The sequence below is a fragment of the Pseudomonas duriflava genome, from assembly GCF_007830155.1.
Lineage (GTDB): Bacteria > Pseudomonadota > Gammaproteobacteria > Pseudomonadales > Pseudomonadaceae > Chryseomonas > Chryseomonas duriflava.
Genome location: NZ_VLKY01000006.1, coordinates 161,137 through 173,649 on the forward strand (window position 1 = coordinate 161,137; position 12,513 = coordinate 173,649).

At 58.3% G+C, this 12,513-nt stretch carries 8 protein-coding genes; 2 read left to right on the plus strand and 6 right to left on the minus strand.

What is annotated here, in order from left to right; genetic code table 11:
* Position 1 precedes the first annotated feature (1 nt).
* Positions 2 to 421, minus strand: a complete 420-nt coding sequence (locus IQ22_RS10445; RefSeq protein ID WP_145141466.1) for a polyribonucleotide nucleotidyltransferase — start codon at positions 419 to 421, stop codon at positions 2 to 4.
* Positions 422 to 536: 115 nt separating this feature from the next.
* Between IQ22_RS10445 and hrpB the strand changes: the two genes are divergently transcribed.
* Positions 537 to 3,047 (plus strand): ATP-dependent helicase HrpB, encoded by a 2,511-nt coding sequence (gene hrpB / locus IQ22_RS10450; protein ID WP_145141469.1) that lies wholly within the window; start codon positions 537 to 539, stop codon positions 3,045 to 3,047.
* A gap of 19 nt (positions 3,048 to 3,066) precedes the next feature.
* Here hrpB and IQ22_RS10455 read toward each other — a convergent pair whose 3' ends face one another.
* Positions 3,067 to 4,146, minus strand: coding sequence for an AbrB family transcriptional regulator (locus IQ22_RS10455; protein WP_244309081.1), 1,080 nt, complete (start codon positions 4,144 to 4,146; stop codon positions 3,067 to 3,069).
* A gap of 331 nt (positions 4,147 to 4,477) precedes the next feature.
* On the opposite strand from IQ22_RS10455, the gene IQ22_RS10460 reads away from it, so the two are divergent.
* Positions 4,478 to 6,142, plus strand: coding sequence for a sensor histidine kinase (locus IQ22_RS10460; RefSeq protein WP_145141471.1), 1,665 nt, complete (start codon positions 4,478 to 4,480; stop codon positions 6,140 to 6,142).
* Between the two features lie 15 nt (positions 6,143 to 6,157).
* Here the strand turns inward: IQ22_RS10460 and betT are convergent, their stop codons facing one another.
* The 4 genes from betT to IQ22_RS10480 all read right to left on the minus strand — a co-directional run bounded on the left by betT (position 6,158) and on the right by IQ22_RS10480 (position 12,495).
* Positions 6,158 to 8,155, minus strand: a complete 1,998-nt coding sequence (betT, locus tag IQ22_RS10465; protein WP_145141473.1) for a choline BCCT transporter BetT — start codon at positions 8,153 to 8,155, stop codon at positions 6,158 to 6,160.
* A gap of 384 nt (positions 8,156 to 8,539) precedes the next feature.
* Positions 8,540 to 10,366, minus strand: coding sequence for a glycoside hydrolase family 15 protein (locus tag IQ22_RS10470; RefSeq protein ID WP_145141475.1), 1,827 nt, complete (start codon positions 10,364 to 10,366; stop codon positions 8,540 to 8,542).
* Entirely contained in the window at positions 10,359 to 11,162 is an 804-nt protein-coding gene (locus IQ22_RS10475) for an SDR family oxidoreductase (protein WP_145141477.1), read from the minus strand. Before IQ22_RS10475 ends, IQ22_RS10470 begins: the two co-directional genes overlap by 8 nt.
* Positions 11,163 to 11,268: 106 nt before the next feature.
* Positions 11,269 to 12,495, minus strand: a complete 1,227-nt coding sequence (locus IQ22_RS10480) for an MFS transporter (RefSeq protein ID WP_145141479.1) — start codon at positions 12,493 to 12,495, stop codon at positions 11,269 to 11,271.
* Positions 12,496 to 12,513: the final 18 nt, after the last annotated feature.

Here is a 12,513-nt window from a genome sequence, read left to right on the forward strand (position 1 = left end):
ATCAAGCTGCGGGGCGTAGACCATAGGCCGCCAACTGCTGCACGCTGCCGCTGCGCTGGATCAGGCGCGGATCAGTCAGGGGCAGGTTATGGCCGGTTTCCCGCTCGATAATGGCTTTGAGCTTGGCCTTGTCAACAGTGCCGTCGGCATTGATCGCGTCCTTGAGTTTGGTCGGATCTACGGACGAATACTTGTCGTTGGGCAGGTAGATAGCGCCAGAGGCGAAATCAACGCCAAAGGCGATCAAGCCGGGGATAACGTAAAAAAGCAGGCCAACCGCATCCAGGATAGCAATGCCGGGGTCTATCTGTCCGGTGATCTGGCCGCGACGTTCCGGGAAGAACAGGGTGCCGCAGGCAGAGAGTTGGGTGAGTACCGCAGCGGCAAGAGCGCCGCAGATCAGTCGAGTGCGCATCGGCATAAACACCTCCATGGGTTAGGGAGCCGCACTATAACGGGCGCAACGAAGCGCCGGAAGCGGGCCGTTGGGATCGTTATAATCGTCGGCCCACGCTTATGACCACAAATTGCTGCCAATGACACCCTTACCGATCGACGCCGTACTGCCTGCCCTACGTGCCGCCCTGGCCCAGCGTGATGAAACCGTGCTGGAAGCCCCGCCTGGCGCGGGCAAGACCACACGCGTGCCGCTGGCCCTGCTTGATGAGCCCTGGCTGGCTGGGCAACGCATACTTATGTTGGAACCCCGCCGTCTGGCGGCCCGTGCCGCCGCGGAGCGGTTGGCAGCGGAATACGGCGAGGCGGTTGGCGAAACGGTGGGTTATCGCATCCGGCTGGACAGCAAGGTCGGGCCGCGTACCCGGATCGAGGTGGTTACTGAAGGTATTCTGACCCGGCGCTTGCAGGACGATCCGGCGCTTGAGGGCGTGGGGCTGGTGATCTTTGATGAATTTCACGAGCGCAGCCTGGATGCCGATCTGGCCCTGGCGCTAACGCTTAATGGTCGCGCCTTGCTGCGTGACACTCCGCTCAAGGTGCTGGTGATGTCCGCTACGCTGGAGGGTGAGCGGCTCTCAAAGCTGCTTGACGAGGCGCCGGTGGTGCGTAGTGAGGGTCGGATGTTTCCCGTCGAGACCCGCTGGGGGCGGCCGTATACCGCTGACGAGCGTCTCGAGCCAAGGGTCGTCCAAACGGTGCTACAGGCGTTGGACGAAGAGCAGGGCAGCGTTCTGGTTTTTTTGCCGGGGCAGGCTGAAATCCGGCGTGTGCATGAACAATTAGAGCAGTCTTTAGGGGCTCGGCCCGATATTCGGCTGGCACCGCTGTATGGTGAGCTGGAACTGTCAGCTCAGCGCGCTGCGATTGAGCCTCCCCCGTCAAGTGTGCGAAAGGTAGTTCTGGCAACCAATATTGCCGAGACCAGCCTGACTATCGAAGGCGTACGGGTGGTGGTAGATGCCGGCCTGTCACGGGCACCGGCGTTTGACCCCAACAGCGGCATGACCCGTCTGGCAACCCGGCGTATCTCTCGCGCCTCGGCTACGCAGCGAGCGGGGCGAGCAGGGCGTCTTGAACCGGGTGTGTGCTATCGCCTGTGGTCGGAAGCACAACATGAGCAACTGCCGGCCTATGACACGGCTGAAATACTCCAGGCGGATCTGTCCTCGCTTGCCCTGCAACTGGCCCGCTGGGGAGCAGCCGCAGACGAGTTGGTCTGGTTGGATCCGCCGCCTGCCGCAGCCCTGTCCCAGGCCCAGGATATGCTGATGCGCCTGAAGGCCTTGTCCCCGGATCGCTCTGCGTTGACCTCTCATGGGCAGGCCATGAGCGGCTTGCCCGCACATCCTCGTCTGGCGCATCTGCTGCTACGTGGACAGGCGCTCGGGTTGACCGAGCTGGCCTGCGACCTGGCAGCGCTGCTTTCCGAGCGTGACGTGCTACGGGGCGAAGGTGCCGACCTTTACCATCGATTGGCCTTACTGGCCGGACAAGGTAAAGGGCCGAAAGGCAGTGTGTCCCGTATCCGTCAGCTTTCCCGGCAGTTTCGCGGCCTGCTGAGAGGCCAGCCGAGCGAGGCGGTCAGTGACCCGGAACATCCCCGTTGGGTTGGTTGCCTGTTAGCCTTTGCCTACCCGGATCGGATCGCCCAACAGCGTCGTGCGGGTGGGGCCGAGTACCGACTGGCTAATGGGCGTGCTGCGCTGTTCAATGAGGCCGATGCTTTAATGAAGTCGCCCTGGTTGGTTGTGGCGGATCTGGGGAGTCGGCAGGGGCAGCGGGAAGAGCGCATCTATTTGGCTGCCGAGTTGGACCCGGCTCTGTTTGCCGGCCCCCTGGCCGAGCAGGTTTCGGTACAGGAACGGTTGGACTGGGACGAGCGTGAAGGAGTGCTAAAAGCCGAGAGTCAGCAGCGTATAGGTGAGCTGGTGCTGGCGCGCGAAGCCCTGCGCGATCTGGATGAGTCGGCTCGCGGAAAGGCCTTGTTGGGGCTGCTACGCCGCAAGGGCTTGGAGTTACTGCCCTGGACTCCTGAGCTGCGCCAGTGGCAGGCACGGGTCGGCCTGCTGCGGCGTCTGGACCTTGCGTGTGATGGCCAAAGCGAATGGCCGGACGTGTCCGATGCGGCATTGCTCAATAGCTTGGAGAACTGGCTGCTGCCGTATCTGGGGCGTGTCAGCCGTCTAGCCCACTTTGCCCAGCTGGATCTGGCGTCCATTCTGCAAGGGATGTTGCCCTGGCCACTGCCGGCCCGGCTAGACGAGCTGGCGCCCAAGACCCTTGAGGTGCCTTCTGGCTCTCGTATTCGCCTAGACTATAGTGAGGAGCCGCCTGTGCTGGCGGTACGTTTGCAGGAGATGTTCGGGCTGGCCGACACACCGCGCATCGCTGGCGGTCGCGTCGCGGTGAAGTTGCATCTGCTTTCGCCAGCACAACGACCAGTCCAGGTAACACAGGACCTGGCTAACTTTTGGCGCAGTACCTATATCGAAGTAAAAAAGGATCTGAAAGGGCGCTATCCCAAACATTACTGGCCAGACGACCCACTGATCGCCGAGGCCACGGCACGGGCCAAGCCACGGCGTTAGCGCCTTGCGCTTACGGGCTCTATGCAGGCTTGGCGAAGCGGGCGATTTGCCGGGCCAGGAAAGGCCCGGTTACGATCACTCCGAGTAACCGCAAGGCCTGCATGGCTAGAACAAGGCCAACATCGGCATGGCTTTCCACCGCAATGATGGCCATGGAATCCAGACCGCCCGGGCTTGTAGCGAGGTAGGCAGAGAGAAAGTCCTTGTCCATCAGGTGAGCCAGTAGCAGGGCTGAAACGGCGCATAGGGCGATCAACATCAGCGAGGCAAAGATCATCTTGGGCAGCGCCCGCATCACATAGCGGACCGTAGCCTGATCGAAGCGCAGCCCCACGTAGCAACCCATGGCGCCAAACGCCAGAGCCAGCAACCAATGAGGGAGGGTGATTTGGATACCGGCCCCTAACTGAACCAATGTGCCAAGCACGATTGGCAGCATCAGTGCACCGGCAGGCAGGCGTCGGCCTAGCCAAGCCCCAACTACGACCACACCCAGCGTCACGGCAAATGAGCTCAGGCTCTGCCAGTTCCATTCCAGTTGGGCGGCCTGTGTTGCCGCCCCCGTGCCCTCGGCGCCCAGGAAGCGGCCTACCAGGGCACTGATCATGACGACGCATACCACCCGGACATACTGCATGGTTGCAACGATGCGGGAATCCGCCCCGTATTCCTCGGCCATCGCTACCATCGCCGACGCGGCGCCAGGCGTTGTACCCCAGGCGGCGGTAGATCCTGGCAGACCGCCGAAGCGTACGAGAAACAGGCCAACCAGCACACTGAGCAACACGGTAATCGACGTAGACAAGAGCATGAGGGGCCAGTGCTGGGCGACCATGAGCAGAACCGCAGCTGTCATGGCATGTGCGATGAGGCAACCCACAACCCCCTGGCTAATCTGAAACAGGGGCTTGGGTAGACGGATCGTGGCACCGTTTACGCCAAAAGCAATCGAAACCAACATGGGGCCCAGAAACAGGGCGGCGGGAAAGCCAGCGCGGTCTAGTATAAAGGAGACCAGGCCGGAGATAACGATCAACAACACCCACTGCAGGGCAGGGGTACGGCGCAAAAAGCCGTATGGAGTAGCTGGCTGAGGCAATGCTTGAATTCCATCGACAGGGCAGCCACTAACGGCGTAGCCGCGCTAGGTTACGCAGTATACGCATAATGCCATTGTGCGTGGCGGCTACTCTAATTAATAGGCCGCTACTCGTACGGACTGCCGCCTCGCTGGTTTATCAGTAGAAGTAGGTCGTTTGGTTCACTTGGTGCAACAATTCCCTGTTTGCAGACACAGTATTTTCTGCCAATAGTCGCCGTTAGGTTGATCATGCCGGAACAGGGATTAAGGCGAGGCCGCTCGAACCGATAGGCCATGGACCATCCATTGAATATTTCTACCACTGCGTGGCTATTGATAGAGATTCAGGGTGAAAGGACGCTTTTCGTTCATAGTGCCCAACAAACACGTTGTGGCTGAACATGCTGTTGGATCGTGGGTGCCGAGCCCTCGGTTATGGACACTGCTGTGCGCGGTATTTGGCATAGGGCTTGGGCTGGTCAACCTTACCGGCTGGGCATTTGATATCGGGGCTGCCAAATCACTGTTGCCCGGCTTTCCGTTCACACAACCAATCACCGCTATGAATGCTGGTCTGGTTGGACTCTCGTTGCTGTTTGGTTTGCAACCTTTTCCCCATCTTTCACGGCTATCATGTGTTCCGGCGGCACTTGTGGCTGTGCTCTGTTTGCTCACGCTAATCGAACGCAGGACGGGTCTTAGCATAGGAATTGATAGCTGGTTTTTTCCTGAAGCGGTACAGGCGCAGCCGGGCCGGCTTTATCCAGGGCTCATGTCGGAAGTCGTTGCGTGGTGCTATCTATTTTTATCCGGCAGCCTGTTAACCAAGGGGCGCGCGTCACTGTGTTGGTTCGGCGTAGGTGCGACAACGCTGAGCTTACTCATTGCCGTGTCGACTTTGCTGGCTTACCTGTTCGAAACCTCCCCGCTCTACGGTATCGTCGGATTTTCCAGCGTTGCGATCCCTACGGCGCTTGCTCTGACCGTCCTGTCGCTGGGGGTGCTGATGATGCCCCCGGTTGAGGGTTGGGTCGCATTGCTTGTCAGCGATACCCTGGGCGGCCGTGAAGCACGGCGGCTGTTGCCTTTCATGCTGGGGTTGCCGGTCGTTATCAACTGGATCGCAGCCTGGAGTGAGCTTCAGGGGTGGTATTCGGAGCTGTTCCTGCTGGCTGCGGTCGCAACCTGTACTGCTGCGCTATTGGGAGGTATCACGCTATGGTCCGCTCAGCGTATCAATGCCGTGGACTCGACCCGAGAATACGAGCGGGAGCAACGGGCAGCGGCAGAAGAGGCCTTGCGACAAAATCAAAAAATGCAGGCGCTGGGTCAGATGACCGGAGGCGTTGCCCATGACTTCAATAATCTGCTGACGGTCATGAGCACGACGCTGAGCATGTTGGAACGCCCGGATCTACCTGACGAGAAACGCCAACAGTATGTAGCCTACGGTCGGCAGGTGACCGAGCAGGCCGCCAGCCTGACCCACCGGTTACTGGCTTTTTCCCGTCAGCAACCCCTGGCGCTGGAGGTGTTCGAGGTTGGTGAGCGGATCCACAAGCTCGAACACATCCTGCGTACCAGCGTGGGCCAGAGTGCTACCTTGTCATTCATCTTGCCTTCCCAGGCATACTGGGTGAAAGCAGACACGAGCCAGTTTGATGTGGCCCTGCTCAATCTTGTTATCAATGCACGCGATGCCGTAAGCGCAGGCCGAGGCCATATTACCGTACAGGTTTATCAAGGTATCGACGAAGGAGCCGGCTCTCAGGTGGCAATCAGCGTCACGGATAATGGGACGGGGATCGAGCCAGCCATTTTGAGCCGTTTATTCGAGCCTTTCTTTACCACTAAGGGCGAAGGGCAGGGAACCGGGCTGGGATTGCCACAAGTCTACGGCTTTGCCCGGCAATCAGGCGGCGATATCCATGTAGAAAGTGAGGTAGGCAAGGGCTCGTGTTTTACCCTTTCACTGCCGATCCATTCTTCCGATTCAGGATCGGGCAGGCCTTGACCTGCCCGATTATTACTAGCGCACCAGATGCAGGAACTGCAGGTGCCGTTCATATTGGTCGAGCATATCGTTGATGATTTGCTCCTTGGTGTAGCTTACCAAGTCATAGTCCTGGTTACCTTCAGCCAGGTAAACCTCAGCCCGGTAATAGCGGCGGTTTTTCAGGTGCAACCCACCCATGCCTGCTCGAGCAAAGCTAGGGGTGAAATACCCCTGCATGATGACCCGGTAGATAAAGGGATGCTGCTCGCCATGGCCGATTTCCAGGCTGAGGCTGGCATTGTTCGGATCCAGGTCCGCCTGCACGGCAAGCCCTTTTTCCCGAAATACTTCGGCCACATCCTCGATGGCTGGACGGACGACCGTATCCATGAGGCGATAGACCTCATCCCGCGATGGGAAATGCACAGCCTGCGCCAAGCGCTGGCGCCAGCCACCGCTGCGTCGGGAATGCGTTGGCGTTACCGGAGCCAGAGAATACAACTGGGCCCGTTGCCGTTGCGACTCGAGGTGGAAGGCCTTATGCAAGCCCCACATCATGAGCAGGAGCACCAGGGAGAATGGCAGCGATGTTAGTACAACGGCTGACTTGAGTGCGTCCATACTGCCGGCAACCAAAAGCCCGCCGGTAACCAGGGCCGTCACGGCGCCCCAGAAAACACGCAGCCATTTGGGACCATCTTCGTCCGCTTCGCCCCCCTTCGAGGACAAAGTGGACAATACCACCGTGCCGGAATCGGCTGAGGTCACAAAGAATACAAAGCTTACGAATACCGTTACGGCGATAACGAGGCGGCTGGCGGGATAGCTCTCAAGCATGTCATAGAGCACACGGGACGGCTCGCTGAGCGCTGTCTGGGCAAGGTCGAGCCTGCCATGGTTCAGCACCTGTTCCAGGGCGCTATTCCCAAAGATGGACAGCCACGCAAGGGTAAAGCCGAGCGGAATGAACAACACACCGAAAACGAATTCGCGAATGGTACGGCCGCGGGAAATGCGAGCAATAAACAGGCCTACGAAAGGCGCCCAGGCGATCCACCAGGCCCAATAGAAGACCGTCCAGCCGCCCAGCCAGTCCGATGGTTTGTCATAGGCGTACAGGTCAAAGCTCTTGGTTGGTACGGCGCCCAGGTAGTCACCGATATTCTGGATCAACGTATTGAGCAGGTGCTGGGTCGGACCGGCGAACAGCACGAACAGCAGGAGTCCGACGGCGAGCAGCATGTTGAGGTCGGACATGATACGAACGCCCTTGTCCACGCCAGACACCGCCACAAGGATAGCAGCGCCCATCATGACAACGATCAGCAGGGCTTGTACCCATTGGGTATGAGGAATACCGAAGAGGTAGTCGAGCCCGGAGTTGAGCTGCAAAACGCCGAACCCCATGTCTGCGCCCAAACCAAAGACGGTGGCGATAATACCGAAGCAATCCACAGCGTGACCGATGGGGCCGTTGATACGTTTGCCAATCAGCGGATACAACGCCGAGCGCAAGGCTAGCGGCAGGTTGTGCCGATAAGCAAAGTAAGCCAATGCCATGGCAACCAGGGCAAACACCCCCCAACCATGCAGGCCCCAATGCAGGAACAGCAGCTGCATGGCCTGACGCGCGGCGGCCTGGGTTCCGGCCTCGCCCTGAGGCGGCTGTGCGAAATGGGTTAGCGGCTCGGAAACACAGAAAAAGAAGAGTGTAATGCTGATCCCGGCGGCAAATAGCATACCTGCCCAGGACAGGTAGCTAAATTCCGGTTGGTCATGATCGGCACCCAGTTTGATCTTGCCATAGCCCGATAGGGCGGTTACGACAACGAAAAGTAGATAAAGCGTCATGGCCAGCAAGTAATACCAGCCAATGGTTTGAGAAGCCCACGTTTGGGCCTTGAGTAACCAGGTACCAGCGCGTTCGGGAAAGCCGATCACAATCAGCGCGAACAGCAGGATGAAAAGGGCGGCGCAATAAAAAGGGGGGGGATTGAGGCGTACAGTACCGGATGAGGGTGTACTGCTCATGGAGTCATTCTCCTGTAGGCAGAAGCCAAAACCTGTACAGCGGATACCGCCGGCTTCCGGCAAGTGGCGGTTCTGTCAGGTGGCTGGCTTTAAGACAGCATCGAGGGCGAGTCCTTGCCCTATAGGTTCATTATTAATTGATCGTTCAACTTAAAAAGATACCACGAAAGCCCCTTTAAGCGGAGCGTAAATTTAGTGTGCAGGCGAGATGTGAGGTAAAAGTGTTATGGGGAGGAGGGCTGGAAGCGCCATGAAACAAGCCTCTTAGCTCATAACGCCATCGAGGCACTCAGGTTATGTTTTTCAGGCCCACTGTATGCTCGTGCCTGTAAGTCATGACGTTCTTGCCGCATGTATCGGGCTACTATAAAACAACGTCATCCTTCAAGGTTGCCATTGCGTACCGTTGCCGCTGAGCTTGCGATCGATAAAAAATGCGGCGCTGATAAGAGCCAGATGGCTCAAGGCCTGAGGTGTATTGCCCAAGTGATGCCCGCGTGCGTCGAGTTCCTCGGAAAACAGGCCCAGTGGGTTGGCGTAGCGGATCATTTTCTCGAATTCCAGACGGGCTTCTTCCAGGCGACCTGCACGAGCTAAACACTCTACGTACCAGAAGGAGCAAGCTGTAAAGGAGCCTTCTTCGCCTTTCAGGGTATCAGAGGGGGTATCAGCCAACTGATAGCGCTTAACCATGCCGTCGTGCACCAGAGTGTTCTTGATGGCATCCAGCGTGGCGAGCCAGCAAGGATCAGTGGCGCTGACAAAACGCAGCAGAGGCATCAGCAGTAGGGCGCCATCCAGCGAATCCCCTCCGCGGGTGGCAGAAAAATGACCCTTCTCCTTATTCCAGAAGTTAGCCCAGATGTCGTCATGGATCGCTGCACGGGCGTCGTACCAGCGCTGGTAGGGCATAGACAATGAGCGTTTTATGGCCAGGCGTAAGGCCCGGTCTATGGCAACCCAGCACATCAGGCGTGAATGTAGGAAATGCTGTGGCTCTCCCCGAATTTCCCAAATGCCTGCGTCGGGATTTTGCCAGTTTTCACATACATAATCGGTAATTCGAATGACCCGTTGCCAGCCCTGGTGAGAAATTGCTTCACCGTATTTATTAGCTAGGTAGACGGCATCCATCAGTTCACCATAGATATCCAGCTGAACTTGCCGGTAGGCATCATTACCAATGCGTACTGGGGTTGAGTAAGCATGACCGGAAAGGTGATCGAGCGACTCTTCCTTGAACTCACAGTGACCATCCAAGCGATACATGACCTGCAGCTTGTGTGGTAGCTCAGTACTGTTTTCAATGCACTGACCAATCCAATGCATAAAATGATTGGCTTCTTCGGTATAGCCCAAGCGCATGAAGGCATATACGGTAAAGGATGCATCGCGGACCCAGGTCGCACGGTAATCCCAATTACGCTCGCCGCCGAGTGTTTCCGGCAGGCCAAAGGTTGCAGCCGCGGCGATCGAGCCGTGCTTGCGTGATGTCAGTACTTTCAACGCCAAGGCTGAGCGCTCGACCATTTCCCGCCACCGCCCGCGATAATGGCTCTTACGTGTCCAGTTCTGCCAGAAATGTAAGGTATCTTGCAGACAAGGTTCTATGTTGTCAGCGATGACTTTTTCATCGTCGGCCGAACCAAAGACGAACAGCGCTTGCTCGCCCTCATGCAGGGTGAACATCGCGACGGCGGCCTCTTCGTCGAGCTCTAGAGGGATGCTGGCTGCAAGGCGGAGACTGGGCTGACCTTCCGCCTCGAAGCGTACGCTGTCATCGTCGGCAATAGCTTGTGTTCGGGCGCGCGCATAGTCATGGCGAGGCGCGCAGCGCATTCTGAGACGGACCTCGCCCTTGATGGCTACAACTCGCCGGATGAGGCGAGGCAAGGCGTCCTCATCCGAACAGATCGGCATCAGGTCGGTCAGCTCGGCCACGCCGCTTTCGGCGAGCCAACGGGTTTGCAATACGTTGCTGTCCGGCAGATACAGTTGCAGGCGACGTGCATCCGACCAGTCTGGGGCAAGGCTGAATAGCCCGGCGATATCCGAGTCGAGCAGGGCAGTGAAAACGGAGGGGCTGTCCAGATTAGGCCAGCATAGGTAATCGATAGTGCCATCATCGGCGACCAATGCACAGGTGCGCAAGTCGCCAATAATGCCGTGGTGTTCGATGTCCCGTATCACTGTTCGCGCCGTTTCAGCCATTGTCTTCGAAGCCTGGATAAAGACTCATACCGCCATCCACGAACAGGGTGGCACCTACAACATAATCGGACAGATCAGAGGCGAGCCAAACGACAGCATTGCCGATGTCTTCGACATCCCCGACACGCTTGTAGGGAATCAGCTTTAGCAACTGGCGTCGTCCTTCTTCATTGCCTGTAGCCTCTTCATTGATGGCGGTCGCGATAGCACCAGGGGCAATGCTGTTAATGCGAATACGTTTGGGTGCCATCTCCTGCGCCAGGGTCTTCATCATCAGACTGACCCCTCCTTTGGAGGCGGCATAGTTGACATGACCGGCCCAGGGAATAACTTCATGGACGGAACTCATGCAAATGATTTTGCCAGCCGCACGCGACAGTTCAGGGTTAACGCCTTGCTCCAGGAACTGGCGGATCGCCGCACGGGCGCACAGGAACTGGCCGGTAAGATTGGACTGAATAACCTGATTCCAGTCCTTCAGCGACATGTCGGCCGAGGGCGCATCCCGTTGCAGACCGGCATTAGCTACGAGAATATCCAATCGACCAAAAGCTTCCAGTGTCTTGGCGAACATCTGGTCGACGTCTTGCTCATCACCTACGTCGCCACCAACGGCAATGGCCCTACCGCCTGCCGCGTTTATTTCTTCGGCCAGTTGTTCAGCGGGCTCGGCATTAGAGTGGTAGTTAATTGCAACTGCAGCACCGACGTCTGCCAGTGCCTTGGCAGAGGCGGCACCGATACCGGAACTGCTGCCGGTGACCAGGGCCACCTGGCCATCAAGTGATATTTTCATGACGAAGCTCCCGGAGAGTCTGCCAATGGGTCTTGTCACCTGACCCTTGGTAGCTCCGGAGAGTTCAGCGCTACCGGGCGGAAGCGCTGTGTCAATCCATACGGACCTATTCGATTTTGGGCGTATGCAAGTGGTCGCGTCGGGCCAAGGTTGGGAACAGCTTGATCCACAGGCCCGCGATTACCAGGGTTCCGGTGCCGCCCAATACAACGGCAGGCACGGTGCCAAACCAGGCTGCCGTCACGCCGGACTCAAACTCGCCCAACTGGTTCGAGGCACCGATAAACAAACCGTTGACCGCGCTGACACGGCCACGCATCTCGTCAGGTGTTTCCAGTTGTACAAAGGCGCCACGGATCACCATGCTGATCATATCGGCTGCTCCCAGCACGGCCAGGACGGCCAGGCTGAACCAGAACGACGTGGACAGGCCGAAGGCGATAGTCGCTACGCCAAACACGCCGACGGCGGTAAACATGGTGCGACCCACATTGCGTTCGATAGGAAAGCGCGCCAGCCAGAAGGACATGAGTAATGCCCCTACAGCAGGTGCCGAGCGCAACAGGCCCAGGCCCCAGGGGCCGGTCAGCAGGATGTCGCGAGCGAATACCGGCAGCAGGGCGGTAGCGCCGCCAAGCAGCACGGCGAAGAGATCCAGGGAAATCGCACCGAAAACGTCCCTCCGGCTGCGAATAAAGCGAATACCGGCCAGCAGCGAGTTCAGGCTGGCTTTTTCCTGGCGCGGCTTTTGCGCACGAGCGGGTAGGCTGAGCATTAGCGTGATAGCCGCTAGATATAAAGCCATGGATGGGGCATAGACCCAGAACGAGCCGAACGCGTACAGCAGGCCGCCCAAGGCCGGCGAAACGATAGTTGCGCCCTGCATGGCCGACGCTGAAGCCGCTACGGCCCGCGGAAACAGTGACGCCGGCACGATGTTGGGCAATAGCGCCTGGGTAGCAGGCATTTCAAACGCACGGCAGGCACCCAGGACAAATGCCAGGATAAAGATCAGTTCCCGGGTAACCTGTTCGTTGAGGCTGCCGACTACCAGGGCAAGAGCGGTTAGTGCCTGCCCGGTCTGGCACAGCGCCGCAACCTTGCGCCGATCGTAACGGTCCGCCACATGGCCGGTATGTAGCATGAACAGTACACGCGGCAGGAACTCAACAAGACCGACCAAGCCCAGATCAAGCACATCGTGGGTCAGCGAGTACATGTGCCAGCCAATGGCAACGGTCAACATCTGAAACCCGCTGGCTGTACAGACACGAGCAAACCAGAAAGCGACGAAAGGGCGGTGGCGGCGCAAGTACAGCGGTTCGGTAGACATGAAGGACCTCGTACGGCA

Excerpts from the sequence above, each read along its gene's own strand:
- betT (WP_145141473.1), bottom strand. The coding sequence starts at position 8,155 with ATGAGCAGTACACCCTCATCCGGTACTGTACGCCTCAATCCCCCCCCT.
- IQ22_RS10475 (WP_145141477.1), bottom strand. The coding sequence starts at position 11,162 with ATGAAAATATCACTTGATGGCCAGGTGGCCCTGGTCACCGGCAGCAGT.
- IQ22_RS10480 (WP_145141479.1), bottom strand. The coding sequence starts at position 12,495 with ATGTCTACCGAACCGCTGTACTTGCGCCGCCACCGCCCTTTCGTCGCT.
- hrpB (WP_145141469.1), top strand. The coding sequence starts at position 537 with ATGACACCCTTACCGATCGACGCCGTACTGCCTGCCCTACGTGCCGCC.
- IQ22_RS10470 (WP_145141475.1), bottom strand. The coding sequence starts at position 10,366 with ATGGCTGAAACGGCGCGAACAGTGATACGGGACATCGAACACCACGGC.
- IQ22_RS10445 (WP_145141466.1), bottom strand. The coding sequence starts at position 421 with ATGCCGATGCGCACTCGACTGATCTGCGGCGCTCTTGCCGCTGCGGTA.